This window comes from Neorhizobium fuzhouense (assembly GCF_042611105.1).
GTDB lineage: Bacteria > Pseudomonadota > Alphaproteobacteria > Rhizobiales > Rhizobiaceae > Neorhizobium > Neorhizobium galegae_A.
In genome coordinates this window covers 189,337-215,335 of the sequence record NZ_JBHFFP010000001.1, presented here as the reverse complement: position 1 = coordinate 215,335, position 25,999 = coordinate 189,337, and the positions used below count along the sequence as shown (strand labels likewise).

The 25,999-nt window shown below is 62.5% G+C and carries 26 protein-coding genes; 13 read left to right on the top strand and 13 right to left on the bottom strand.

What is annotated here, in order from left to right:
• Positions 1–18: 18 nt before the first annotated feature.
• From fabD to gmk, 7 genes are all read left to right on the top strand, one after another.
• Positions 19–963 carry an ACP S-malonyltransferase gene (fabD, locus tag ACEXP3_RS01095; protein WP_377295609.1) on the top strand — a complete coding sequence of 315 codons (945 nt, stop codon included), beginning with the start codon at positions 19–21 and terminating at the stop codon, positions 961–963.
• 17 nt (positions 964–980) lie between these two features.
• A complete protein-coding gene (gene fabG, locus ACEXP3_RS01090) occupies positions 981–1,718 on the top strand; it encodes a 3-oxoacyl-[acyl-carrier-protein] reductase (protein WP_210102976.1) in 738 nt (245 codons plus the stop codon).
• A 289-nt stretch (positions 1,719–2,007) separates the two neighbouring features.
• A complete protein-coding gene (locus ACEXP3_RS01085) occupies positions 2,008–2,244 on the top strand; it encodes an acyl carrier protein (RefSeq protein WP_003502080.1) in 237 nt (78 codons plus the stop codon).
• A 118-nt stretch (positions 2,245–2,362) separates the two neighbouring features.
• Positions 2,363–3,625, top strand: a complete 1,263-nt coding sequence (gene fabF / locus ACEXP3_RS01080; RefSeq protein WP_210102975.1) for a beta-ketoacyl-ACP synthase II — start codon at positions 2,363–2,365, stop codon at positions 3,623–3,625.
• Positions 3,626–3,766: 141 nt separating this feature from the next.
• Positions 3,767–4,957 (top strand): endolytic transglycosylase MltG, encoded by a 1,191-nt coding sequence (gene mltG / locus ACEXP3_RS01075; RefSeq protein ID WP_210104077.1) that lies wholly within the window; start codon positions 3,767–3,769, stop codon positions 4,955–4,957.
• Positions 4,958–5,004: 47 nt separating this feature from the next.
• Positions 5,005–5,892, top strand: a complete 888-nt coding sequence (locus ACEXP3_RS01070; protein WP_377295607.1) for a YicC/YloC family endoribonuclease — start codon at positions 5,005–5,007, stop codon at positions 5,890–5,892.
• A 3-nt stretch (positions 5,893–5,895) separates the two neighbouring features.
• Positions 5,896–6,567, top strand: coding sequence for a guanylate kinase (gene gmk / locus ACEXP3_RS01065; RefSeq protein WP_210102973.1), 672 nt, complete (start codon positions 5,896–5,898; stop codon positions 6,565–6,567).
• A gap of 86 nt (positions 6,568–6,653) precedes the next feature.
• Here the strand turns inward: gmk and rsmA are convergent, their stop codons facing one another.
• The 7 genes from rsmA to ACEXP3_RS01030 form a co-directional block, all read right to left on the bottom strand.
• Entirely contained in the window at positions 6,654–7,481 is an 828-nt protein-coding gene (gene rsmA, locus ACEXP3_RS01060; protein WP_210102972.1) for a 16S rRNA (adenine(1518)-N(6)/adenine(1519)-N(6))-dimethyltransferase RsmA, read from the bottom strand.
• Between the two features lie 2 nt (positions 7,482–7,483).
• A complete protein-coding gene (gene pdxA / locus ACEXP3_RS01055; protein WP_377295606.1) occupies positions 7,484–8,557 on the bottom strand; it encodes a 4-hydroxythreonine-4-phosphate dehydrogenase PdxA in 1,074 nt (357 codons plus the stop codon).
• Positions 8,554–9,501: a SurA N-terminal domain-containing protein gene (locus ACEXP3_RS01050; protein ID WP_377295605.1), complete on the bottom strand. Its 948-nt coding sequence runs from the start codon at positions 9,499–9,501 to the stop codon at positions 8,554–8,556. The genes pdxA and ACEXP3_RS01050 overlap by 4 nt, the downstream gene beginning before the upstream one ends.
• A gap of 178 nt (positions 9,502–9,679) precedes the next feature.
• Entirely contained in the window at positions 9,680–12,010 is a 2,331-nt protein-coding gene (locus ACEXP3_RS01045; RefSeq protein ID WP_377295603.1) for an LPS-assembly protein LptD, read from the bottom strand.
• Positions 12,010–13,098, bottom strand: coding sequence for an LPS export ABC transporter permease LptG (gene lptG, locus ACEXP3_RS01040; RefSeq protein ID WP_210102968.1), 1,089 nt, complete (start codon positions 13,096–13,098; stop codon positions 12,010–12,012). Before lptG ends, ACEXP3_RS01045 begins: the two co-directional genes overlap by 1 nt.
• The gene (gene lptF, locus ACEXP3_RS01035) at positions 13,095–14,276 is read right to left on the bottom strand and encodes an LPS export ABC transporter permease LptF (RefSeq protein WP_377295602.1); all 1,182 of its coding nucleotides are present in this window, start codon (positions 14,274–14,276) and stop codon (positions 13,095–13,097) included. The genes lptG and lptF overlap by 4 nt, the downstream gene beginning before the upstream one ends.
• Before the next feature lie 97 nt (positions 14,277–14,373).
• Positions 14,374–15,150, bottom strand: coding sequence for a phosphatase PAP2 family protein (locus tag ACEXP3_RS01030; protein ID WP_377295601.1), 777 nt, complete (start codon positions 15,148–15,150; stop codon positions 14,374–14,376).
• 170 nt (positions 15,151–15,320) lie between these two features.
• On the opposite strand from ACEXP3_RS01030, the gene ACEXP3_RS01025 reads away from it, so the two are divergent.
• The 4 genes from ACEXP3_RS01025 (at position 15,321) to ACEXP3_RS01010 (ending at position 18,682) form a co-directional block, all read left to right on the top strand.
• Positions 15,321–16,811, top strand: a complete 1,491-nt coding sequence (locus tag ACEXP3_RS01025) for a leucyl aminopeptidase (protein WP_377295600.1) — start codon at positions 15,321–15,323, stop codon at positions 16,809–16,811.
• 7 nt (positions 16,812–16,818) lie between these two features.
• The gene (locus tag ACEXP3_RS01020) at positions 16,819–17,268 is read left to right on the top strand and encodes a DNA polymerase III subunit chi (protein ID WP_210102965.1); all 450 of its coding nucleotides are present in this window, start codon (positions 16,819–16,821) and stop codon (positions 17,266–17,268) included.
• Positions 17,269–17,374: 106 nt separating this feature from the next.
• Entirely contained in the window at positions 17,375–17,980 is a 606-nt protein-coding gene (locus ACEXP3_RS01015; protein ID WP_210102964.1) for a nitroreductase family protein, read from the top strand.
• A gap of 297 nt (positions 17,981–18,277) precedes the next feature.
• On the top strand, positions 18,278–18,682 hold the full coding sequence (locus tag ACEXP3_RS01010; protein ID WP_377295599.1) for a host attachment family protein: 405 nt from the start codon (positions 18,278–18,280) through the stop codon (positions 18,680–18,682).
• 157 nt (positions 18,683–18,839) lie between these two features.
• Here the strand turns inward: ACEXP3_RS01010 and ACEXP3_RS01005 are convergent, their stop codons facing one another.
• From ACEXP3_RS01005 to ACEXP3_RS00985, 5 genes are all read right to left on the bottom strand, one after another.
• Complete coding sequence (locus ACEXP3_RS01005; RefSeq protein WP_377295598.1) at positions 18,840–20,900, bottom strand: prolyl oligopeptidase family serine peptidase; 2,061 nt, start codon at positions 20,898–20,900, stop codon at positions 18,840–18,842.
• A 36-nt stretch (positions 20,901–20,936) separates the two neighbouring features.
• Positions 20,937–21,329 carry a type II toxin-antitoxin system VapC family toxin gene (locus ACEXP3_RS01000; RefSeq protein ID WP_377295597.1) on the bottom strand — a complete coding sequence of 131 codons (393 nt, stop codon included), beginning with the start codon at positions 21,327–21,329 and terminating at the stop codon, positions 20,937–20,939.
• On the bottom strand, positions 21,329–21,574 hold the full coding sequence (locus ACEXP3_RS00995) for a type II toxin-antitoxin system VapB family antitoxin (protein WP_377295596.1): 246 nt from the start codon (positions 21,572–21,574) through the stop codon (positions 21,329–21,331). The genes ACEXP3_RS01000 and ACEXP3_RS00995 overlap by 1 nt, the downstream gene beginning before the upstream one ends.
• A 64-nt stretch (positions 21,575–21,638) precedes the next feature.
• Positions 21,639–23,522 carry an ABC-F family ATP-binding cassette domain-containing protein gene (locus tag ACEXP3_RS00990; protein WP_377295595.1) on the bottom strand — a complete coding sequence of 628 codons (1,884 nt, stop codon included), beginning with the start codon at positions 23,520–23,522 and terminating at the stop codon, positions 21,639–21,641.
• A 48-nt stretch (positions 23,523–23,570) separates the two neighbouring features.
• The gene (locus ACEXP3_RS00985) at positions 23,571–24,080 is read right to left on the bottom strand and encodes a DinB family protein (RefSeq protein ID WP_377295594.1); all 510 of its coding nucleotides are present in this window, start codon (positions 24,078–24,080) and stop codon (positions 23,571–23,573) included.
• A gap of 141 nt (positions 24,081–24,221) precedes the next feature.
• Between ACEXP3_RS00985 and ACEXP3_RS00980 the strand changes: the two genes are divergently transcribed.
• Both ACEXP3_RS00980 and ndk read left to right on the top strand, forming a co-directional pair.
• On the top strand, positions 24,222–24,905 hold the full coding sequence (locus tag ACEXP3_RS00980; protein ID WP_377295593.1) for a glutathione S-transferase family protein: 684 nt from the start codon (positions 24,222–24,224) through the stop codon (positions 24,903–24,905).
• A 115-nt stretch (positions 24,906–25,020) separates the two neighbouring features.
• Positions 25,021–25,443, top strand: a complete 423-nt coding sequence (gene ndk / locus ACEXP3_RS00975) for a nucleoside-diphosphate kinase (protein WP_377295592.1) — start codon at positions 25,021–25,023, stop codon at positions 25,441–25,443.
• Between the two features lie 86 nt (positions 25,444–25,529).
• Here ndk and ACEXP3_RS00970 read toward each other — a convergent pair whose 3' ends face one another.
• Complete coding sequence (locus ACEXP3_RS00970) at positions 25,530–25,913, bottom strand: winged helix-turn-helix transcriptional regulator (RefSeq protein ID WP_210102955.1); 384 nt, start codon at positions 25,911–25,913, stop codon at positions 25,530–25,532.
• Positions 25,914–25,999 lie beyond the last annotated feature (86 nt).

Sequence of the window (25,999 nt, the reverse complement as noted above, 5' to 3'; positions counted from 1 at the left end):
GGGAAGGAATTACATCCCATGAGCATTGCATTCACATTTCCCGGCCAGGGCAGCCAGACTGTCGGCATGGGCAAGGATCTGGCCGAGGCCTTTCCTGAAGCCCGTGCCGTCTTTGACGAAGTCGATGAGGCGCTGGGCCAGAAGCTCTCCGACATTCTGTGGAACGGACCGGAAGAAACCCTGACGCTCACCGCCAATGCCCAGCCGGCCCTGATGGCGGTGTCGATCGCCGTCCTGCGCGTGCTGGAGGCCGGTGGCCTGAAGCTTGCCGAAAAGGTGTCCTACGTGGCCGGCCATTCGCTCGGCGAATATTCGGCGCTGTGTGCCGCCGGCACGTTTTCGCTCTCGGATACGGCGCGGCTCCTGCGCATCCGCGGTGACGCCATGCAGTCGGCGGTACCCGTCGGCGAAGGCGCGATGGCCGCCATCATCGGGCTGGAGCATGCCGATGTCGAAGCTGCCTGCGCAGCCGCCCGCGATGCCGGCATCTGCCAGATCGCCAATGACAATGGCGGCGGCCAGCTGGTGATTTCCGGCTCGAAGGCTGCCGTCGAAAAGGCCGCAGCACTTGCCACCGAAAAGGGCGCCAAGCGCGCCATCATGCTGCCCGTCTCGGCACCCTTCCATTCCGACCTGATGGCGCCGGCGGCCCATGCCATGCGCCATGCGCTGGACAAGGTGGAAAAGCACAATCCGGTCGTGCCGCTGATTGCCAATGTGCGCGCGGCCCCGGTTCGCGATGCCGACGAGATTGCCCAGCTTCTGGTCAGCCAGGTGACCGGCCAGGTGCGCTGGCGCGAAACCGTCGAATGGTTCGGCGCAAACGATGTCACGACGCTCTACGAGATCGGCACCGGCAAGGTGCTGACCGGCCTTGCGCGACGCATCGACAAGTCGGTGACCGGCATCGCCGTCAACACGCCGGCCGATATCGACACCGTTCTGAAGACACTCCTCGGCTGATTGCAAAGGGATAAACCATGTTTGATCTGACCGGCCGCAAGGCCCTGGTAACGGGTGCAACCGGCGGCATCGGCGAAGAAATCGCCCGCATGCTGCACAAGCAGGGCGCGACTGTGGGCCTGCACGGCACGCGCGCCGAAAAGCTCGAGGCGCTTGCCGCCGAGCTTGGCGAGCGCGTTTTCGTCTTCCCGGCAAACCTTGCCGACCGCGCCGAAGTCAAGGCACTCGGCGAAAAGGCCGAAGCGGAGATGGGCGGCGTCGACATTCTCGTCAACAATGCCGGCATCACCAAGGATGGCCTCTTCGTGCGCATGAGCGACGAGGACTGGGATTCGGTGCTGGAAGTCAACCTCACGGCGACCTTCCGCCTGACGCGCGAACTGACGCATCCGATGATGCGCCGCCGGTTTGGCCGCATCATCAACATCACGTCCATCGTCGGCGTGACGGGCAATCCGGGCCAGGCCAATTACTGCGCCTCCAAGGCCGGCATGATCGGCTTTTCGAAGTCGCTCGCCCAGGAAATTGCCACCCGCAACGTCACGGTCAACTGTGTGGCGCCCGGCTTCATCGAAAGCGCGATGACGGGTAAGCTCAACGACAAGCAGAAGGAAGGCATCCTCGGTGTCATCCCGATGAAGCGCATGGGCGTCGGCGCCGATATCGCTGCCGCCGTTCTTTATCTTGCCTCCAACGAAGGCGGATACGTCACGGGTCAGACGCTGCACGTCAACGGCGGCATGGCAATGATCTGAATGGGTTGGACCTGCCGCGCGCTCGAGCAGCATTGCCTGTTGGTGGCGGGGCGGCGGGACAATTTCTGGCTTTGCGGTACGTTAAAACCGTGTTAAGCGGGCCATGACTGTGAACAGTCACCCCGAATATTGACGGACTTGGTGCAAATTGCGCATTGAAAGTTTAAAGTCTTGTTTCGGGTGAGCGAGTTTGCCCTCGAGCCGGCCTCAGCAAAAGGCGGTCAAGGGTTTCAACAGGGTGCGGATGCCTGTGTGGCAGTCCGGAAAGATAAAGGTCGAGGAAACCGACATGAGCGATATCGCAGAGCGCGTTAAGAAAATTGTCATTGATCATCTCGGCGTCGATGCCGACAAAGTTGTCGAAGGCGCGAGCTTCATCGACGATCTGGGCGCCGACTCGCTCGACACCGTCGAACTCGTCATGGCTTTCGAAGAAGAATTCGGCGTTGAAATTCCGGACGACGCTGCTGACTCGATCCTGACGGTCGGCGACGCCGTCAAGTTCATCGAGAAGGCCCAGGCCTGATTTCGATCGATATCTGAAGAACACGCCCTTTCGGGTGATGGTTCATGGGCGGCCCGGCATGCTCGGGCCGCTTCGATATTCTGATATAAGCTAGTACATGCGGGGGTGGGACGCTGGCATGAGGCGTGTCGTTATCACCGGTACCGGGATGGTATCTCCTCTTGGCTGCGGCACGGAAATCAGCTGGTCACGCTTGATCGCTGGCCAGAATGCCGCGCGCCGGGTCACCGAATTCGAAACCGACGATCTTCCGGCAAAGATTGCCTGCCGCATCCCCACGGATGCCGCGGTTGAAGGCGCTTTCATCGCCGACGACTGGGTCGAGCCGAAAGAGCAGCGCAAGGTCGATCCGTTCATCGTCTACGGCATTGCCGCCGCCGACATGGCGCTGGCCGATGCCGGCTGGCATCCGCAAAGCAACGAGGACCAGTGTGCCACCGGCGTGCTGATCGGTTCGGGTATCGGCGGCATCGAAGGCATTGTCGAGGCCGGCTATACGCTGCGCGACAAGGGCCCGCGCCGCATCTCACCCTTCTTCATTCCGGGACGCCTGATCAATCTCGTCTCCGGCCACGTCTCCATCAAGCACAAGCTGCGCGGCCCGAACCATTCGGTGGTGACGGCCTGCTCGACAGGCGCCCATGCCATCGGCGATGCCAGCCGTCTTATTGCCTTTGGCGATGCGGACGTGATGGTGGCCGGCGGTGCGGAAAGCCCGATCAGCCGCATTTCGCTCGCGGGCTTTGCCGCCTGCAAGGCGCTCTCCACCCAGCACAATGACGATCCGACCAAGGCCTCGCGCCCCTATGACCGTGACCGTGACGGTTTCGTGATGGGCGAGGGCGCCGGCATCGTGGTTCTGGAGGAGCTGGAGCATGCCAAGGCACGCGGCGCCAAGATCTACGCCGAAGTGATCGGTTACGGCCTGTCGGGCGATGCCTATCACATCACCGCGCCCTCCGAGGACGGCGATGGTGCTTTCCGCTGCATGACCGCTGCTTTGAAGCGCGCCGGGCTGAAGGCGTCCGATCTCGACTATATCAACGCCCACGGCACTTCGACCATGGCCGACACGATCGAGCTTGGCGCCGTCGAGCGTCTTGTCGGCGATGCGGCGTCGAAGGTGTCGATGTCGTCCACCAAGTCGGCCGTCGGCCATCTTCTGGGGGCGGCAGGCGCCATCGAGGCGATCTTCTCGGCGCTCGCCATTCGCGACAATGTCGCTCCGCCGACACTCAATCTTGACAATCCCGATGTCGAGACGAAGATTGACCTCGTTCCGCATGTGGCGCGCAAGCGCCAGATCGATGTGGCACTTTCCAACTCCTTCGGTTTCGGCGGCACGAACGCTTCGCTCGTGCTGCGCCGTTACGAAGGCTGAACGACAGACGGGTCTGGTAGACGTCTCTGCCGGGCTGTCGTCTTCTGAACCCTGTTTTTGCCGCATTGCTTGAGCAAGAGCTCATGCAATGCGCAAGTCTCAGAAGGAGTGCCGGTGACTGATCCGAACAACAGCAGCGAGATGGCTTCAGGGCGCGCCGCCGATCCGACCGGCCGCGGCCCCATCATTCCGAAATCGCCGAACGAGGCGCTGAAGCCGGAACGCGTGCCGGAGCCGCCGCGGCGTTCGAAGAAGGCCCGCAGCCAGATCGTCATCTTCCTGAATTTCCTGATGACCATGGTGGTGCTGGCCTGCGTCGTCGGCATTGCCGGGTTCTATTACATCATCAACACCTATCAGAAGCCCGGCCCGCTGGAGACCAACAGCCATGTAGTGATCCGCCAGGGCGCAGGCCTCGTCGAGATCGCCCAGACGCTGGAGCGCAACGGCATCATCTCGGATGCGCGCATCTTCCGCTACGTCACCGATACCTATCTCGGCGATACCAAGACGCTGAAGGCCGGCGAATACGAGATCAAGGCCGGCGCCTCGATGAAGGACGTCGCCGCAGTTCTCGAATCGGGCAAGTCCATTCTCTATTCCGTCTCTCTGCCCGAGGGCCTGACGGTGCAGCAGATGTTTGCGCGCCTTGCCGAAGATCCGGTCCTGGAAGGCGATCTGCCCCAGGAAAAGCCGGTGGAAGGCAGCCTGCGTCCGGACACCTACAAATTCTCCCGCGGCACCAAGCGCGCGGAAATCCTGTCGCAGATGAAGGCCGCACAGGAGCGCCTGATCGACCAGATCTGGGCCAAGCGCGATCCGGATCTGCCGATCAAGTCCAAGCAGGAATTCATCGTGCTGGCCTCGATCGTCGAGAAGGAAACCGGCAAGGACGACGAGCGCGCCCATGTCGCCTCCGTCTTCATCAACCGTCTGAACAAGGGCATGCGCCTGCAGTCCGATCCGACGATCATCTATGGCATCTTCGGAGGGGCCGGGAAACCGGCCGACCGTCCGATCACGCGCGCCGATCTCGACAAGCAGACGCCGTATAACACCTATCAGATCAAGGGCCTGCCGCCGACCCCGATCGCCAATCCGGGACGCGCCGCCCTGGAGGCCGTCGCCAATCCGTGGCGCACCAAGGACCTCTATTTCGTGGCGGACGGCACCGGTGGCCACGCCTTTGCGGCAACGCTTGACGAGCACAATGCCAATGTGCGCCGCTGGCGCCAGATCGAGGCGCAGCGCCCCGCCGCCGGCACGGCCGATTCGGAAGTGATTGACGGCCAGCCCGGCGGCGCCGAGGCGGAAAAGCCCGCCAACAATTAACAGTGCGGCAGCCCTGTGGCTGCCGCCAGCGTTTTGAGGACTATCGCATGAACGTTCAGTCCATGACCGGCTTTGCCCGGCATGAGGGCGCGGTCGGGCGCTATCGCTTTGCCTGGGAGCTGCGCTCGGTCAATGGCAAGGGGCTGGATGTGCGCCTGCGCCTGCCGCCCGGCCTCGAGCCTCTGGAAAACGACATCCGCAAGGCCATTTCGGCGCGCCTCAACCGCGGCAATGTCCAGGCAAGCCTGTCCTTGTCGGTTGCCGAGGCGCGCATGGAGGCGGTCGTCAACCGCGAGGCGCTCGACGCGGTTCTGGCGCTGCGCACCGAGCTTGGCGATCTCGTCGATGCTTCGCCGCTCAGGCTGGACAGCCTTCTGTCGATCCGCGGACTGGTGGATATCCGCGAAGCCGAAGACGGACCGGACGCCACCGAGGCGCGCAACCTTGCCGTCATGGCCGGGCTCGAAGCGGCGCTCAATGATCTGGTGGACATGCGGCTTGGGGAAGGGGCAGCCCTTGCCGCCATTCTCGACCAGCAGGTTCGCAGCATCGAGAGCCTGACGCAGGCGATCGAGAAGGACCCGTCGCGCACGCCCGAGGAGGCGCTGCGTCGGCTGTCTGCGCAGCTTGCGCCGCTGCTCGACGCCGGAAGCGGCCTTGACCGCGACCGGCTCTACGCGGAAGCCGCACTTTTGGCCACCAAGGCCGATCTGCGCGAGGAACTGGACCGGCTGAAGGCGCATGTCGCAGCCGCCGACGAGCTTCTGGCCAAGGGCGGCCCGATCGGCCGGCGGCTCGATTTTCTGGCCCAGGAATTTAACCGTGAATCCAACACGATCTGTTCCAAATCCAACTCGGCTCAGGTCACGGCTGCTGGTATAGAGCTGAAAGTGGTCATCGACCAGTTTCGCGAACAGATCCAGAATTTGGAGTAGCGCATGAGCCAGGCGCCATCATCACCCGTCAAGATTGCCCGTCGCGGCCTGATGCTGGTCCTGTCCTCGCCATCGGGGGCGGGCAAGTCGACGATCGCCGGAAATCTCTTGCGCGACGACCATAGCCTGGAAATCTCGGTCAGCGTCACGACGCGCGCCAAGCGCTCCAGCGAAATCGGCGGCAAGCATTACCACTTCATCACCATCCCGCAGTTCGAGCGCATGCGGGACAACGGCGAACTGTTGGAATGGGCCGAGGTGCACGGCAATTTCTACGGCACGCCGCGCGAGCCCGTGGAAGCCGCCATGGCGGCCGGCCGCGACATGCTGTTTGACATCGACTGGCAGGGCGCCCTCCAGCTGCAGGACAAGATGAAGGCCGACATCGTCTCGATCTTCGTGCTGCCGCCCTCGATGGCGGAGCTGCAGTCGCGCCTGCACCGGCGGGCGGAAGATACCGAGGAGGTGATCCGCACCCGTCTCCTCAATTCGCGCGCCGAAATAGCCCACTGGCGCGAATACGACTATGTCATTGTCAATGACAACCTGGATGAGGCATTCGGCCATGTGAGCTGCATCGTCAAGGCAGAGCGCATCCGCCGCGACCGCCGCTACGGCCTGTTCGATTTTGTCGAAAGTCTTCTGCAGGAAGAGCCGGAGCTTTCCGCCCGCTGAGAGGTCCAGCCACATCGTTTCCGCCACAAATAGAAAGGGCACCGGCATCCTGCGATGCGGTGCCCTTTTCCGTAAGACATCAAGGCTCAGATCAGGTTGGCGAGCGTGACGAATTCCTCGACCGACAGCGTTTCGGCGCGCCGGGCCGGATCGATGCCGGCGCGGTTGAGAAGCGCCTCGCCGCCAACCGGCTTCAGGCTCTGGCGCAGCATCTTGCGGCGCTGGCCGAAGGCGGCCTGCGTCACACGCTCCAGCTTTGCGACGTCGCAGGGCATCGGGGTTTCGCGCGGTGTCAGATGCACCACGGTGGAGGTGACTTTCGGCGGCGGCGTAAATGCCTGCGGCGGCACGTCGAAGGCCATGCGCGCTTGCGTGCGCCAGCCACAGAGGACGCCGAGCCGGCCAAAATGGTCGTCATTGCCGCCGGCAACGATGCGCTGGCCGACTTCCTTCTGGAACATCAGCGTCAGCGATTGCCAGAAGGGCGGCCAGACGGGTGGCAGCAGCCAGTTGATCAGAAGCTGCGTGCCGACATTATAGGGCAGGTTTGCAATGATTTTGACCGGGCCTTCCGGTACGAGCGACGCAAAATCCGTCTTCAGCGCATCGCCCTCGATCACCTCGAGGCGACCGGGATAGTGAGCACCGATTTCGGCAAGCGCCGGCAGGCAGCGCGCATCGCGCTCGATGGCGATCAGTTTCTTGGCACCAAGCGACAGGATGGCGCGCGTGAGACCGCCGGGGCCGGGGCCGACCTCGATGACGGTTGTCTCCTCCAGCGGGCCTGCCGTGCGGGCAATCTTCTGGGTGAGGTTGAGATCGAGCAGAAAGTTCTGCCCGAGCGCCTTTTTCGCATCAAGGCCGAAGCGATCGATGACATCGCGCAGCGGCGGAAGACCGTCGAGTGTCGCCATTGTCAGGATTGGCCCTGCGGTGCGCCGCTGTGGAGCGCGGTATCGCTCAGCCGGCTTGCAAGTTTCAGCGCGGCAACGAGGCTCGTTTCGCGTGCCACACCCTTGCCGGCAAGGCCAAAGGCGGTGCCGTGGTCGGGCGAGGTGCGGATGAAGGGCAGGCCGAGCGTGACATTCACCGAATCGTCAAACCCGAGCGCCTTGGCCGGGATCAGGGCCTGGTCGTGATACATGCAGATCGCCACGTCATAGCGGCCGCGCGCCTCGTCATGGAACATCGTGTCGGCGGGAAGGGGGCCGAAGGCATTGATGCCCTCCTGGCGCAGCAGCGTGATGGCGGGCTCGATGAGATCGCGATCCTCAAGGCCGATGGCGCCATCCTCGCCCGCATGCGGGTTGAGCCCGGCCACCGCCAGCCGTGGATGCGCCATGCCGAAGCGGTGGCGCAGATCGTGATCGGCAATGCGGCAGGTCTCAAGCAGGAGATCCTGCGTCAGCGCCGTTGCCACGTCCTTCAGCGGAATATGGATGGTCACCGGAATGGCGCGCAGCTTCGGGCCGGCCAGCATCATTACCGGAGTGACGGGCGTTCCGGTCGCTTTTGCGGCGAGATCGGCGAGAAATTCCGTATGGCCGGGAAAGCCGAAACCAGCCTCGTAGAGCACGGACTTGGCAATCGGATTGGTGACGACCGCCGAGGCCTTGCCGGCAAGGCAGAGGCTGACGGCGGTTTCAATGGCTGCAATCGTGCTGCGGGCGGAGGCGACATGCGGCCGTCCCGCCTCGATCTCTGCACCGATCGGCACGGGAAGCACGGGAAACGCATCGGCGAAGTGCGAGGTGGCGCTCCCGGTATCCGCTTCGCGAAACGGCACGTCCATGCCGATGAGATGGGCGCGCGCCGCCAGCACTGACGGATCGCCGATGTAAAGGAAAGGTCGCAGGCCGAGTTCGAGGCGCCGTGCCCAGGCGGCCAGCGCAATATCCGGGCCGATGCCGGCCGGATCGCCCTGGCTCAGCGCCAGCGGCCGGTCGTCGCCTTCAAGAGCCCCGGACGAGACGTCCTTGAGCGCGCTCAAGGATAGACGATCTGCGCCTTGCTGCGCAGGTCCTCGAGGTATTTGGCGTCGTTCGGGTTGGCGCCGTTCTTTTCCTGCTTGCCGATATCTTCGGCGCGGAAGACGACTTCGGCGGCGGCATCATCAGACACCTGGCGCTTGTTGCAGATCGCCAGGAACTCGATGCCACGCTCCGTCTCGCGCGTGGCCGTCGTGCCGTTGGCAGAGGCCTTTTCGATCAGCGGACGCCATTCACCCGGCAGTTCCGGATCCATCACGCGGCCGAGGCTGCGCACGGACACGTCCCGCATGCTCTTGGCAAAGTCCTTGGCCTGATCACAACCCGGATAGCGCGAGCGCGAGGCTTCGGCTTCCGCCTTGCGCTTGCCGAGGATCGCTCCGCGCTTGGCCGGCGGCACGACGAAAATGATCTGCTGCAGGAAATACTCGGTGGTAACCGGCTTTTCCTTGTTCTGCATCATGCGCTTGACCAGTTCTTCCGACGACATCTTGCCGCCCGAGCCGTAGCGCGCGTTGACGAGGCGTGGCCAGCTCATCTGCACGGCGATGAAGGCCTTGAAGTGATCGACTCCGACGCCGGCCTTGTCGAGGATCTGCGCCATCTGGTCCGGCGACATCTTGTTGCTGGCCGAGAAGCGGCCAAAAGCCTTGTCCACCTCGTCGGTGCTCACCGACATGCGCACGCGGGCGATCTCTTCGCGCTTCAGCGCTTCGTCAACCAGTTCGTCGCGGGCCATCTTCTGCAGATTGCCGGTCTTGCGCTGCAATTTCAGGAAGGCGACGCGCTTGCTGACATCGGTGCTGGTGATCGGCGTCTTGTTGACGACGGCCGCGATCTGGCTTGCGGCGAGAGCCTGCTGCTCTAGCGGTGCCACGACGAGGGAGGCAGCGAGTGCGGTCGCGGCAAGTGCCATCCGGCGCAAGGCTATGCTGGCAAACATCATTCGTCCCTTCCTGCGGTGGGGCGTCCCCTTCAGGGGCCGCCCGCTCATGCGGTATTGTCCATGGCGTTCGATTGCATAATTCATGCGGCGAAACAATGACCTTCGCAAGGCCCGCAGGACCGGTGCCCTGCGTTTTGCCCGAAGGCTCCGCAAAAGCGCCGGTCTTTGCCAAGGCCGGTCAGTTATCGCTGCTGTCTTCCGATCCAACGGCGATTTCGCCGAGCGTGCGGAAGGTGAGGCGTGCCGTGATCGTCCAGTCATTCGGATCGGTATTGGCCGGCTCGTCGCTATAGGCCAGCGTGAAGACCGTGCACTCGTCGGCATAGGTCATGCCGATGCCGCGGCGGATCACTTCCTGCTTGTTCATGTCCCAGGTCGCAGACGTCGCCAGAGACCAGTTTTCGTTGACGCGCAGGTTGTTGCTGGACTTCAGGTATTCGCCCTTGTCCACCGAGCCGTATTCCGGCTGCGGCTGGATATTGGTGTAGACCAGCGATCCGCTCATGCGCGCCATGTTGTAGCTGAAGGCGGCGTCGGCGCGGCGAAGGTCGAGGCTCTTTTCATCGAAGCGTCCCTGCAGCGACAGGCTGTAGCCCTTGGGCAGGTCGATGGCAGCCATGCCGACAAAGTCGGAGACATCCGATTCAAGGCCCGATTCGGCGCCCGCATTGACGAGATCCGGCGTCGAGAAGGAATTGAGGCCCGCCAGCTGGTAGGACTGGCCGACGATGCCGCGAAGGCCGATGCCATTGTCGAAGGAGCCGTTGTAGCGAAGGCCGACATTGGCGCGCGTGCCGCCCTCGATGCGATCGTAGCCGGAGAACTTGTCGCGTTCGAAAAGCGAGGTCGCATCAAAGACGAAGCTCTGCGCGTCCTCGTTGGGCAGGCCGCCGGCCAGCTGCTCGTCGGGACGGACGTACAGCTGGGCGATCGGTTCGATCACATGCGTGCTGCTGCCGGTGGTCATCAGGATCGGGTAGCGAGCCTCCAGGCCAGCCGTCAGCATGTAGCGCGTGTCGGCATTGTCGCCGCTGTAATCGCCATCATAGGTCACGCCGTTGAAGCTCGGCGTCGAGGAACCGGTGGCGCGCAGCGCATCGCCGCGGGCTGCCAGAAGCGGTGTCAGCAGCAGGCCTTCGTCCGATGTGAAGGTGCGCTCCCACTCCGCCTCGGTGGTGAAGCGACTGTAGCTGCCCTCCAGGCCGCGGAAGCGGGTCGCCCCGCCTTCCTGGTAGAAGTCGTCTTCGCGGCGCGACAGGTTGGTGAAGTTCGATGTGATCGACAGCTGTCCGCCCAGCACCGGCTCCGGCGAATAGTATTTGTAGTCGATGACCGGGTAGACGATCGCCTGCTGCTTTTCGGCCAAGCGCGAATAGGTGTTGTCCTGCACGTCGAAATAGTAGTTGTGCAGATCAAACGAATTGCGGTTGCCAAGGCCCGTCAGGTAGATGTCGTTGGTGAACGGCGTCGAGTTGACGCCGGTCAGCCGGTAGGTCTTGGAAAAGTTGTTGTCCGTCTGCGCCATGACGTTCCAGCCGAAGGCCCAGCGCGGATTGATCTGGAAATGCGCCTTGGAGGCAATCATGCCGCGCGTGCTGGCGCGCTGGTCACTGGTGCCCGCGTCGAAGGTGTTGCGGCTCTGCTGATCGATGGCGGCAAAGCGCAGGATGTGGTCGCCCGTCTCGAAGCGGTTGCGGATCTCGCCCTGCAGCAGCAGCCCCTGCTTGGTATAGTAGGTCGGGCTGATCGTCGCGTCCATGCTGGGCGAGAAGACCTGGTAATAGGGAACCGTCGTGCCGAAGCCGAGCTTGTCGGTCAGGCTCATGCGCGGAAACAGGAAGCCCGACTTGCGCTCGACCGTTTCATCGGGAACCGTGACGAAGGGCACATAGCCGATCGGCATGCCGAACAGTTCGAACTTGGCGTGTTCGAGGCGAATCGTGTGGTTCTTGCCGTCGCGGATGACGCGCTGCGCCTTCACCTGCCAGAGCGGCGCCTTGTCCGGCCGCTGCGCGCAAGGCAGGCAGGCGGTATAGACGCCGTTGTTCAGCACCATCTTGTCGTCGGGCAGGCGTTCGGCGCTTTCGGCAGCCAGGCGCGTATTGTCTGTCGTCTCGACGCGCAGCGCATTGACGAAGCCTTCGCCGAAATTGTCGGTGACGTCCATCGAATCGGCATAGATGCGCGCGCCGTCGGGCTCGATCAGCTCGATATTGCCCGTCGCCATGACGCGACCGGTCTTCTGGTCATATTCCACCCGCTGGGCGACCATGCGGTGGCGATTGTAATAGATCTGCACGCCGCCCACGGCGGTGACGCGCTCGATATCCTGGTTATAGGTCAGTTCATTGGCGCGCAGGAGCATCTTCGCTCCATCCGCGGCCTCCGGCACCAGAGGCGCGCTCTGGGCCATGACAGGTGAGGGGCCAACAACGACAAGTGTCACAGCCGTGCTGGTCAGCAGGGCCGCAAAAAGCCGTCTGATATTCCCGCGGTCAATTACCGCCACTAGCCATCCTCCTGATGAAGCAGGATCGTTGCCCCGAGCGCCATTGCGACGACGACTGGAATCCAGACGGCCACGAATGGCGGAACAACCCCGCTGCTCCCGAATGCCCTTACGAGCACGGTTACAACATAAAGCACGAAGCCACAGACGATGCCACCCAGAATCACCGAGCGCGACTGCGCCATACGGCTGAAACGGAGAGAAACGGTTGCGGCGATCAATGTCATTGCCACCAGAAGAAGTGGCATCGACAGAAGCGAATGAAATTGCGTTTCCAGCGGTTTGGTGGAGATACCGAACGAGCGGGCTACCTCAATTTTTCTTAAAATGTCAAAGAAAGCAACGCTATCCGGCTTGGCGAGCGATTCCTGCAGGAATTCCTTGCGAAGATTTGTCGGCACTTCGACGACCGGTTTGCGGGACGGCGGCGCGTCGCTGCGCGTTTCGAGAACGTCGTTAAGCTTCCAGTAACCATTCTCCAAGGTCGCCGTCGCCGCATCCTGTCTCAGAATGACGCGAGCGTTGCGGTCGAAGTGGAAAAGCACCACGCCGTTCAGTTCGCTGCCGCCCTTCGTGTAGCTTTTTGCGCCAATGATCGTGTCGTCATCCTTGCTGATCTGGCGCAGCCAGGGCAGGAAATTGCTGCTGCGTTCGGCATTGCTTGCCTTGCGCCAGTCCGTCTCGATGTTCGAGGCCTGATTCTGCCCCCAGGCGGCGAGCGGATTGATGGCCATGGTGGCAAACAGCCCGATCAGGAAAGCACCGGCGACGAAGGGCATGATAAACTGCCAGACGGAAAGCCCGGCCGCGCGCGCCACCACCAATTCGGAGCGGCGGTTGAGCGTGATCAGCGTCGTCATGCCGATGAAGAGGGTCAGCGTCGGAACCGTCTGCTGGAAGATCAGCGGCAGGCGAAGCGCGCTCATCAGCAGGCCACCCGGCACCGTATAGCCGACGAAATTCGACATGCGCCGGCTCGTCTCGGAAAAGTCGGCGAGGAAAATGATGCCGCAGACGCCGAGGAAGAACCAGAGCGCGGTGATGATGTAGCGTTTGAAGAAATACCAGCTGAGGGTGCGCGAGATCATCGGCTGTCGCTCCCCTTTGTGCCGGCCATCACCCGTGTGAGGCGCCGTTCGGCGCGGTTCATCCAGTGGCCGGCGGCATGGGAGACGAATGCGGGCATCTTCAGCTGGCGGTTGGTGGCCAGCATGAAAATCGCAATCAGCGCCGAGGCGATCGGCACCAGATAGACGAGCGGCACGAAGCTTGCGTCGTTCTTTGCGCCGTTCGACACGTAAAAGCTCAACCAGCGGATGGCAAAGGCGATGATCAGCGCAGACACCATCGGATGCAGGCGCGCCCGACGGCTGGAGCGGGCGCTGCCGGCCACCACCAGCGAGACCAGCGCGAACACCACCGGCAGCATCCAGTCGGACATGCGGCGATGAAACTCGGCGCGGAAGCTTCCGGGCGAGGCGAGGAAGGCCTTGTCGGTCGGATCCGGGTTGATCAGGAAGCGGAGGCTGCGGTCGCCGGCATAGACGGTGGCGTTACCTGTCGATTCGGTCATGGAAGAGAGGTCGAAGGCATAGGACAGGAACTTGACCACGGAAATGCGGCCGTCCTTTGCCTTGCGGTGCACCTCGCCGTCGCGCATGGTCAGCGTCGTTCCGCTGTCGTCGATGGAGCCTTCGCGGGCATAATAGATGAGATCCCAGTTGGGATCGCGGTAATCGACGAGGAACAGGCCCTTCAGCACGCGGCCCGAATGGCGCTCGGAAATCTGGACATACAGACCGTCCTCGATGCTGCGGAAGGTCTTTTCCTCAATGACCGAGGATAGAAGGTCCGCATAGGCTTCTGCCACCATTTCGCGGGCACTGGTGCGCGAGGCCGGCTCGACGAAATTGGTGATGAGGAAAGAAAGTGCCGCAAGACCGACAGCCATCATCATCACCGGCCGATAGAGCACCATGCGGGGCGAACCGGCGGCGTCGATGACGGCCATTTCCGAATCGTTGTTCATGGCGTTCAGCGTCTGCGTGATGCCGATGACCACGGCAAAAGGCAGGACGACGGGGATGATGGTGGGCAGGATGAACGTCGCCAGCGTCGCGAACGACCCCATCGACTGGCCGGTATCGGTGACGAGGTTGATGCGGCCCAGAACCTGGATGGTCCAGATGATGGTCAGCACCGGAACGAGGGTGACCAGGAACATCTGGAAGGATCGCCGCAATATGTAGAGTTCGAGGAGCTTCATTCTGATCCGGTACGTCGCTTCACTGCGGCCACGATGTGCGTTCTATGCAATTTGCGCCGCCATGGCGACAGTGACTTTTTCACAAAGCCGTTTGTGCTCACTGTTTTTTTTCCGGCTGTGTCATTTGGAAATAGGTGGCAACGGCGGCATAGACGACGCAGGAGGACAGGAAGCCGAGCATCACGTCCGACAGATAGTGGCCGCCGAAGGAAATCCTGAGCGCCGGCGGGATCAGGCAGATGGCAAACAGCGGCGGCCCGAGGATCGGGCGCAGCGGCGGCGGCATCAGGACGATCAGACAGGCGAGCCAGCCGGCACCGGCCGCTTCTCCCGAGATGAACGAGCAATTGTTGGTGCAGGCGCCATCGAGCGTGCCGGCAGCGGTAAAGATGTCCGCCCCGCCGAACAGGTCCGTCTGGTAAGGACGTGGCCGCCCGGAAATCGTCTTCAGGACGAGGTTGACCAGCACATAGGGGCCGGCAACGAAGGACAAGAGCGCAATCGAATAGCGGCGTGTCGCGCCCGCGTCATAGGTCGCGCCATGGTGCTGCAGGTTGCGGATGAGCAGGATCAGCAGCAGACCGGCGACCGTGACCGGCAGGTAGAAGAAAACCTTGCGCAGGATGATCAGCAGCCATTGCTGCGAATAGGGAAACAGGCCGCAGATCCGCCCGGCGACCAGCTCGCCGCCGCAGGCGGTTTCGGTAAAGAAGGTGCGCGCCACGTGAATGTCGAGCGTGGGGAAGGCATAAAAGATCGCAAGCAGAAACCACCAGGCCGCCATCAGCGTCATCAGCCAGGTTGCAGGTCGCCGGAAGAGGACGAGGACGCGGCGTCCCGAAAACTGACCGCGTGACTGGAACGTGTATGTCAAAACAGGTAAGCCTCGGAAATCGGTGCACGTCATATTAGCGGGTAAGAGAGCTCGATGACAATATTGCGACGCCGGTGTGGAACCTTTTTGCCGCAACCCTTGCCGTTCACGCGCCATCGTCCCAGATTGGCCCCTTGCGAGTGACCATATCCTCTGCCTCCGGAGATACCATGTCTGTTCAGTATACGATCCGTTTCGCGCCCTCCGCTCCTGCCGATGGCGGCCTTGCCATCGCGCTGCAGCTGTCGGGTGATCACGCGCCGTCAGGCCATTCCGTCACTGATCCCGCCGGTGTCATCACGCGTGCGGCCGGTATTGCGGGCTTTTCGGGCAAGCAGATGGGCGTGCTGGACCTTCTGGCGCCGCATCAGTCGCCCTTCGACCGGGTCGTGGTGATCGGGCTTGGCAAGGCGGACGAACTGACGGCCTATGACTGGCTGCGCGCTGGTGGCAAGGCATCGAGCGTCGTCAAGCGCGCCGAGACTGTCACTGTGTTTCTCGACGCCCCGGGCACGGACATCACGCCGGAAAAGGCTGTGGATTTCGCAACCGGCCTCCTGCTGCGCGCCTATGCTTTCGACGCCTACAAGACAAAGAAGAAGGATGACGAGGACAAGGCGGCAAAATCCGTCACCGTCACCATCGTCACGGCGGCCCATCAGGCGGCCTCGGAGCGCATGGTCTCGGCGCAGGCGGTGGCCGATGGCGTCAATCTCGCCCGCGAGCTGGTGAACCTTCCGCCGAACGTGCTCGGTCCCGTCGAATTTGCCGAGCGCGCCAAGGCGCTCGAATCGCTGGGCGTTGCGGTGGAAATCCTCACGGAAACCGAGATGGCGAAGCTCGGCATGGGCGCGCTGCTCGGCGTTGCCCAGGGCTCGGCGCGTCCCGCCCGCATGGCCATCATGCAGTGGAACGGCGGGGCAGACGGCGAGGCGCCGCTTGCCTTTGTCGGCAAGGGCGTCGTCTTCGATACCGGCGGCATCTCGATCAAGCCGGCCGCCAACATGGAAGACATGAAGGGCGATATGGGCGGCGCTGCCGCCGTCACCGGCCTCATGCACACGCTTGCCGCCCGCAAGGCGAAGGTGAATGCCATCGGCATCATCGGGCTTGTGGAAAACATGCCTGACGGCAATGCCCAGCGCCCCGGCGATATCGTCACCTCGATGTCGGGGCAGACGATCGAGATCATCAACACCGATGCGGAAGGCCGCCTCGTTCTGGCCGATGCGCTCTGGTACACCAAGGAGCGCTTCAAGCCGCGCTTCATGATCAACCTGGCGACGCTCACCGGCGCGATCCTGGTGGCGCTCGGCAACCTGCAGGCGGGACTGTTTTCCAACGACGACGACCTGGCCAACAGCCTCATCGCCGCCGGCGAGGAAAGCGGCGAGAAGCTGTGGCGCATGCCGCTCGGCAAGGATTACGACAAGATCATCGATTCGAAATTCGCCGACATGAAGAACAGTGGCGGGCGCTATGCGGGCTCGATCACCGCTGCGCAGTTTCTGAAGCGCTTCGTCGGCGAAACGCCCTGGGCGCATCTGGATGTCGCCGGCACCGCCATGGGCTCGCCCTTGAACGAGATCAACCAGTCCTGGGGATCCGGCTATGGCGTGCGCCTGCTCGACCAGCTGGTGCGCGACCGCTACGAGGCGTGATGGCTGAATGACCGAAGTCCTCTTCTACCATCTGACCGAATCGAAGCTCGAAGAAGCGCTGCCGGCGCTTCTCGAAAAAAGCGTCGAACGGGGCTGGCGCGTCGTGCTTCAGACGGTGGGAGAGGCGCGCCGCGATGCGCTCGACCAGCATCTGTGGACCTATCGGGAGGAAAGTTTTCTCCCGCATGGCACCGACCAGGGGGAGATGGCCGAGCATCAGCCGGTTCTCCTGACCGTGACGGACGCCAACCATAATGGGGCAACGGTGCGGTTTCTGGTGGATGGCGCCGAGCCGGCCGATCTTTCCGCCTATGAACGCGTCGTCTTCCTTTTCGACGGGTATGACGCGGCCCAGCTTTCGGGCGCGCGCGGCCACTGGAAGGTGCTGAAGGCGCAAGGCCACCAGCTCACCTACTGGCAGCAGTCGCAGGAAGGGCGCTGGGTCAAGAAGGCCTGATCGGCGGCGGGGCGTTTCTGAGTTCGCCCGTCGCGCGGCTTTCCCCTTGTGCGCTGCAATAGGGCTTGCTAGCTGATGGGTCGTTTTCCATTCGGAGCTGGATGCCATGAACGCGAATATCCCGGTCAACACCCGCAAGGCCGATCACCCGGTCGCAGACGTCTTTCCCGCCCGCTGGTCGCCGCGGGCTTTTACCGATGCGACGATGAGTGAGAAGGAGCTGCTGGCCCTTCTCGAAGCCGCCCGCTGGGCGCCGTCCGCCTTCAATGCCCAGCCCTGGCGCTTCATCTATGCGCTGAGGGGCGATGACGTCTGGCAGCCGATCCTTGATGCGATCATGCCGTTCAACCAGACCTGGGCAAAGACGGCCTCGGCGCTCGTGATCATTGCCAGCGCGACGAAATTCATCGCCCCCGGCAAGACGGAAGCCAGCGACAACGGCAGCCATACCTTCGATGCCGGCGCTGCCTGGGGTTATCTTGCCCTGCAGGCCCATATCGCAGGCTTTGCCGCCCATGCCATGGCCGGTTTCGACAAGGCCGCCATGGCCAAGGCCGTCAACCTGCCGGAAGACCATGTGCTGCACGCAGCCGTTGCCATCGGCACGCAGGGTCCGGCCGATCTTCTGCCTGAAGGGCTGCAAGCCCGCGAAGTGCCAAGCCCGCGCCAGCCGCTGTCGGCCCTTGCCGTCCACGGCGTCTTCAAGGCCTGAGCCGGATCGTCGGGAGCATAACAGATCGTTGGGACGGGATGGAGAACCGGTTTCCGGTTCTCCATCCCGGTATGAACTCGCTTGCACGAGTTCTGCAGGCGCCTGCGCAGAAATCCTTCTGGTCGCGCGCGCCGTTTCAAAGCAGGCGGCTAACGCATCAGCCGCATTCGACGGGTATGCACGCTGGGAAACGACCGGGCGCAGGGAACGGATCACGATCCCGGGGATTACATTTGCATCGATACTTGGCAAAGGCCGCCCCGTCGGGACGCGCCTTGCTGAACAGGGAGAACCCAGATGCAACTTCCCCAGAACACGGTTATTGCGGTCGCAGACGGCGAAAAACTCAGCCTTTTCCAGAACAATGGCGACGCGCAAAATCCGAAGCTGAAGTCCATGGACTCGCAGGAGATCGATGATTCGGTCATTTCATCCGGCGCCCGCCATCCCAGCAGCGCTGCCAATCCGGATGACAGCCAGCAGAACGAGGATGCGTTCGGCTCCGGCGTCGTATCCATGCTGAACAGCCATGTGCTCAGCGGCAAGATCAAGAGCCTCGTGATCGTCGCATCGCCACGCACACTTGGCGAAATGCGCAAGGGCTATCACAAGTCACTCACGGATGTGCTGATCGGCGAAGTCGACAAGGACCTGACCGGCCATTCGATCCAGGATATCGAGAAAGCGCTGGCTGCGGCCTAGGCGAAGGATCCGCGTTCGGCCTTCCTCCTTCTCAGACAGAGGGTAGCGCCGCAAACGGGATGCAAAGCGGCGTCAGGCCGTTGGCCTGACGCGCATCTGGCTAATACTCATCGGCCGAAATGGCGATGCACAAGTGTAAGCTGCCGCAGGCAGATGGTCATTTCAAAATGGTCTGACGCAGGAAACTGTAGCCCATCGCCGTGCGCCGCGCCATTTCCGCCGAGTTGCCGGCGCCGCCATGGCCACCGGAGCCGAATTCGTGGAAGAGGGGCTGATGACCGGCCGCTTCCAGCGCCTTGGCAAAGCGGCGCGCATGCGAGGGATGCACCCGGTCGTCATTGCTCGAGCTTTCGATGTAGAGCGGCGGATAGGCCTTGTCCGATGCCGGCGTGATCTGATGCAGCGGCGAATAGCTCAAGAGATAGGCGCGGTCGTCCGGATCGTCCGGATTGCCATATTCGTCCATCCAGGCTTTTCCGGCCGGGAAGAGATGAAAGCGCGTCATGTCGAGAACCGGCACGCGACACCAGATGGCGCCGAAGTCGTCCGGATAGCGCGTCAGCATGACGCCGGTCAGCAGGCCGCCATTGCTGGCGCCAGTTGCGGCAATGCGCGACGGCTTTGAATAGCCGCGTTTCACCAGATCACGGGCGATGGCAACGAAATCCTCGTAAGCCTTGTGACGGCCATGGCGCTTGACGGGCGTGTGCCACTGCGGCCCGAGTTCCGCGCCGCCGCGGATATAGGCCTGCACATAGGCGCCGCCCTGTTCCACAAACCGGCCGATGGTGCCGGAGTAATGCGGGCCAAGCGAGGCGGAAAAGCCGCCATAGCCATAGATCAGCACCGGCAGATCGCCCTTCGCCCACGCCTTGGGCAGGACGAGGTGATAGGGCACCTGGGTACCATCTTCCGACGTGGCTTCCAGAAGTTCGCTCGTCATGCCCTCGGCATCGAAATAGGCGGGCGAAGTGTCTTCCGGCACCAGGAGCGGTGGCGTCGTGATCGGGCGCCCACTCGCATCGGATAAAGACAGCGTATAGCGGGTGGGCGGCGTCAGGAAACCCGAGCCGATCACCGACAGCGTGTCGTCGCCCAGATGCAGATCCGCATAGAGCGGCGTGAAATAGAGCGCCTCGACGCCGTCGGGCAAGGCAATGCGCTGCGGCTCCGCGTCCGGTCGCGTGATGTCCAGCACGTAGAGCGAGGGCGTGAGACGGTCGTTGACCGAATAGACGGCGAAATTGCGCAGGAGCGCGAAATGATGGACCGAACGTCCCGGCGCAGGCGCGACCAGAATGCGACGCTCGGAAGACAGCGGCTGCGCACCGAATGGCGTCAGCGACTGCAGGACGAGACTGCCGCCTGGCACCTGTTCGTCGTTCTTCGCCAGCCACAGGCAATGGCTGTGGTTGATGTCGAAGCCGATCTCGGTCGGGAGCGGCAGGCGACGCGCATCGCCTTCGCCATCCACCACATGGATGCTGACCTTGCCGATCTCATGGCTTTTCACGAACACAAGGATCTGCCGTGGGTCTGCCCCCTCATAACCGCCGAGCGCCGGGTCGATGACGAAGCCATAACCGGTGACATCGCTCTCGGCGGCTTCAAACAGGATCTCGGCATCTGCCGGTGCTTCGCCGCGCCGCAGACGCCGGCCGACGCGCGGCCAGCCGGACTGCGTGGCGGAAAAGGCATCGATCGAGCCGAAATAGGCGATTTCGTCGCGGCTCAGCCAGCTCGCATGGGCGCGCACGGTCGGTGTGTCGAAGCCGCCATCCACCACCTGTTTCGTCTCCAGGTCGAATTCCAGAAAGCGCGTCAGATCCGATCCGCCGTCCGACAGGCGCAACAGCACTCGCGTCGGCTCGAAGGGGCAGGTGACGCAGCCGCCAAAGATCCAGCGCTTGCCTTCGCGGGCGCAGAACTGGTCCACATCCAGGACGGTCTCCCACGGCGCATCGGCACGCGGTGCGAGATCCGCCGGCAGGCGACGCAGCACGCCGAGCGGATTGTCCGCCGAGCGGTTGAAATCAAACAGCCAGTTGCCGCGCCGGGTGGGGATGATCAACCGGTCCTGCCGCTCCAGCATGGCCTGAATGGCCGCCGCATCAGCCTGCATCTGCGGCGTCGTCAGCACCTCTTCGGAGCGTGCGTTTCGCTCGGCAACGAAGGCCAGCGTCTGCGGATCGTCGTCCTTTTCGAGAAAGAGATCCATGGCGCGTCTCCTTGTAGAAGTATGAGGTGTATCGGCTCAGGCGAGGTCGGTACGGCGAAAATCCTCGCCGACATAGATGAGGGCCGCACCGGATGCCTTGGCGCCTGCATAGGAAAAACAGTCGCCGAAATTGAGGCGCGCCGGATGGCGACCCTTGCCGTAGCGCGAAAAGGCCTCAAGTGCTGAGCGCGCCGTTTCGCCGGTGATCGGCAGGATTTCGGCGTTCAGTTCATCGAGAAAATTGGCGATCAGCCTTGTGGCATCATCGACGGCGATCTGACGTTTTCCGGCCAAAACTGTCGTAGCCTCGAAAATGACCGTGGGCGATACGTAAAAGCCGGCTTCGCTTTTTGCCAAGGCCGCGGCAATCCGGTCATATTCCGGCCCATCCAGAAAATATTCGATGATGGCCGATGTATCGAGGAACATCAGATGTCGCCCCACATTTCATCGAGAAAAGCTTTCTCATCGAAATCAGGATCGACCGTTCCCATGCCCTGATAGCGCTGCTTGATCTTCTCCAGCCGCTCGGCCAGCGGCGGGCGCTGCTCGTCCTCTTTCACCACGCGCTCCAGCGCCTGGCGAATGGCGTCGGTCTTGGTCGGCGCCTTCAGGATTTTCTGGGCCTGTTCGGCGAGCTGGTTGACCCGTTCGTCGCGCACATAAAGCGGCATGGCCTCACCCCTTTGAATATACAGGTACAAGGTAGTGTATATTCGGCCCTGCCACAAGCAAGGCTCAGCCGGCCATCGCCTCTTCGTATTCGGCCGACAGTTCAAGCCACTGCTCTTCCGCCTGCGAAAGCTTGGCGGCGGCCTCGCCCCGTTGCTTGACCTTTTCGGCCGCCTTCGCCGGAGACTTCTCGTAGAGCGCCGGATCTGCAAGTTCTTGATCAAGCGCCTGAATCAGTTTTTCCAGTTTCGCCGTCAAGGCCTCGGCTTCGTTGATCTTTTTCTTCAATGGCGCAAGCGACGCGCGCTTTTCGGCATTCGCCTTGCGCTGATCGGCCTTGTTGCCGGCGTCGGCTAAGACTTCAACCTTTTCGTCTTTTTTTTTGCCCGAAGACACGATGAGGTCGCGGTATTCCTCCATATCGCCTTCGAACGTGGTGACGGTGCCGTTGTTGACCAACCAGAGCCGATCGACGGTCGCCTCGATCAGGTGGCGGTCATGCGAAATCAGGATGACGGCGCCATCGTAATCATTGAGCGCCTCGATGAGGGCGCGGCGGCTGTCGATGTCGAGATGGTTGGTCGGCTCGTCGAGGATCAGGAGGTTCGGCGCGTGGAAGGCGGCAAGACCCATCAGAAGCCGCGCCTTTTCGCCACCCGACAGATCCTTGGCGGCGGTGTTCATCTTTTCCGTCGCAAGGCCCATCTGCGCCACGCGGGCGCGCACCTTGGCTTCCGGCGCGGCCGGCATCAGGCGGCGCACATGTTCCACCGGCGTGTCTTCCGGCACGAGATCATCCAGCTGGTGCTGGGCGAAAAAGCCGATCTTCAGGCTCGGCGCCAGGCGCAGGTCACCGCTTTCGGGCGGCAGGCGGCCGGAAATGAACTTGGCGAAGGTGGACTTGCCGTTGCCGTTCGATCCGAGAAGCGCAATGCGGTCGTCCGCATCGATGCGCAGGTTGAGGTTTTTCAGGATCGGCTTTCCCGGCTCGTAGCCGACGGCGCCGCCATTGATGGCGATGATCGGCGAGGCGGGCTGCTTTTCCGGTTCGGGAAATGTGATCGGCTGCACATGGTCTTCGATGACGGCGGCAACCGTTCCCATGCGCTCCAGCGCCTTGACGCGGCTCTGGGCCTGCTTGGCCTTGGTCGCCTTTGCCTTGAAGCGATCGATGAAGCTTTGCAAATGTTTGCGCGCGGCCTCGTTCTTCGCCTTGGACTTCATCTGCAATTCGTCGTTCTCGGCCTTCTGGCGCTCGAACTGGTCATAGCCGCCGCGATAGAAGGTGAGCTTCTTCTGGTCGAGATGCACGATGGCGTTGACCGCATTGTTCAACAGGTCGCGGTCATGGCTGATGATGATGACGGTGTGCGGATAGCGGCGCACGTAATCTTCGAGCCACAGCGTGCCTTCGAGATCGAGATAGTTTGTCGGCTCGTCGAGCAGCAGAAGGTCGGGCTCGGAAAAGAGCACGGCGGCGAGGGCCACGCGCATGCGCCAGCCGCCGGAAAAGGCAGAGGCCGGGCGAAGCTGGGCTGCGGCATCGAAGCCGAGGCCGGCCAGAATGCTGGCGGCCCGCGCTTCGGCCGAATGCGCGTCGATATCGACAAGCCGCATCTGGATATCGGCGATGCGGTGCGGGTCGGTTGCGGTTTCCGCTTCCGCCATCAGCGCCGTGCGCTCCTTGTCGGCGGCCAGAACGATGTTGATCAGCGGATCTTCCGTGCCCGGCGCCTCCTGCGCCACCTGGCCGATACGTGCTGCCTTGGGCAGCGTGACCGAACCGCTTTCGGAGCCCAGATCGCCGGTGATGACGCGAAACAGGGTGGATTTGCCAGCGCCATTGCGACCCACCAGCCCCGCCTTGATGCCGGTCGGCAGGCTGAGACTGGCGTGATCGAGAAGCAGGCGGCCGGCAATGCGGGCGGAAAGGTCGGTAATGGTGATCATGACGGCGTTTTGGCCGAAGTCCTGCTGCGATGCAAGAGAGGCACACGCCTATTGCCAGCGCTTGCCGTCCCCGAGCAGGAAATAGACGAGATCGAGCGTCAGCGAAGGGTGCCCAAGGGCGGTGAAGATGGTGTGCACCTGGCCGCGATGATGGGTCTGGTGGTTGAAGACATGCGACAGAAGCGGGCCGAGCGGTAGCTCGACCTTGCCCGGCATCGAGACCGGCGAATAGGAAATGGTGGCGGCAAGATCGGCTTCGCTCAAGGTATCGACCCAGTCGATGATGCGCTGGTCCTCGATTGCACGGGCGGCGCGCAGGTCGGCGAATGTCTCGTAGAGCGGGGCGTCAAGCGAGGTCGGGGCAGAGCCTTGCCCGGTAAAGCGCTTGAGCCAGATCCGGTCCGCGACCAGAAGATGGTTGAGCGTGCCGGCGGCGGAGCGAAAGAACGCGCCTTTGTCTGCGCGAAATTCGGCGTCGCTGAGCGTCGCGCAGGCCTCATAGAGACGGTCATTGGCCCAGCGGTTATAATCGGCAAACATGCGGAAATGATCGGGCATGGGGGGCTCCAGTGTCGGTTGAAGGATCCGAACCTATCGCGGGCACGGTCAAACAGGTGTGATGGTTGCTATGAAATTTCCTGATTTGATCTTTGCAAGTGAGCGCGGTCCAATGGCACGCAGGAACAGCAAAGGTGCCCGATGACCAGAATTCTCTACTCGCTCTGCGGCAGCGATCCGCGCCGGCCATTTTCGCCCCATTGCTGGAAAGTGTCGATGGCGCTTGCCCACAAGGGGCTCGATTTCGTCGAAAAGCCGGTGCCGTTTACCGAAGTGCCGAAAATCGAAAACGGCTTTTCGAAAACCGTGCCGATCCTGCGCGACGGGCAGTTGCTGGTGCGCGACAGTTTCGACATCGCGCTCTATCTGGAAGATACCTATCCGGATCGCCCGACGCTGTTTGCCGGGGAGGGCGGCAAGGCGCTGTCGCGCTTTGTCGAGGGCGTTTCGCAGACGCTGGTGCATCCGGTGCTCTCGAAGCTTGCGGTGAAGAACATCCACGACATGCTGGCCGAAACCGATCAGGTCTATTTCCGCGAGAGCCGCGAGCAGTATCTCGGGCGCAAGCTTGAAGACTTCGAGGCGGAGCGCGAGGCGGAAACGGAAGTTCTTTCGGCGCGGCTGCAGCCTTTGCGGCATATGCTGAAATTCCAGCCCTTCCTTGGCGGCGACGGCCCGCTGTTTGCCGATTACATCCTCTTCGGCGCGCTGCAGTGGCTGCGCATCACGACCGGGCTTGCCGCTCTTCGCGCGGATGATCCGGTGAGCCTCTGGTTCGAACGGTGCCTGGATCTGCACGGCGCCGTCGGCCGGGCGGTTGCCTGATCGCGCCGGGCTTTCACATGACAGCGGCGTGAAATTCCAATAGGCCCTCTTGTCTTCGTGATTCGGGGCGGCTAAACACCGCCCACTTATCCCTAGAAAACAAGGATTTCTGGCAATGGCGATCGAACGCACCTTCTCCATGATCAAGCCCGACGCAACCAAGCGCAACCTGACCGGCGCCATCACCAAGGTCTTCGAAGACAATGGCCTGCGCGTCATCGCCTCCAAGCGCGTCTGGATGAGCAAGCGCGAAGCCGAAGGTTTTTACGCCGTTCACAAGGAACGCCCCTTCTTCGGCGAACTGGTTGAAGGCATGACGTCCGGCCCGACCATTGTTCAGGTTCTCGAAGGCGAAAACGCCATCCTGAAGAACCGCGAAATCATGGGCGCCACCAACCCGGCCAACGCCGACGAAGGCACCATCCGCAAGACCTTCGCGCTGTCCATCGGCGAAAACTCGGTTCACGGTTCGGATGCTCCGGAAACCGCTGCCCAGGAAATCGCCTACTGGTTCGCCGAAACCGAAATCGTCGGCTGATTGTGTCAGTCGCAGGCGTCGTTTCACCGGCGCCTTCAGGCTTTTCGAAACGCCCGTGACAGTGCCTGTCGCGGGCGTTTTGCATTTCAGGCGGCCACGTCCGTCTCGCGCGGATCATGCCCCTTCGGCTTGCCGTAGAGCCCGATATGGGCATCGCCCCATCCCTTCAGCGCCAGCAGCACCGGCTCCATGCTGCGCCCGAGCGGCGACAGGCTGTATTCCACCTTCGGCGGCACCTGCGCATAGACGGTGCGGATGATCAGCCCATCCTCCTCCAGTTCGCGCAACTGGTTGGTCAGCATGCGCGGCGTGACATTGGCGATGATGCGGCGGATCTCGTTGAAGCGCAGCGTGCCGGAGAGAAGATGAAAGAGGATCACCGACTTCCATTTGCCGTCGATAAGGCCGACGGCCGCCTCCACGGCGCAGCCGGGGCTGCAATCGAAGCGGGAATGGCGTGCCTTGGCCATGACGGTATCCTTTTCGACACTATAGGCTTGTTTTGTACGTATTGGCTTTTTGGAAACATAGAAACATATGAGGGCTGACACAACGC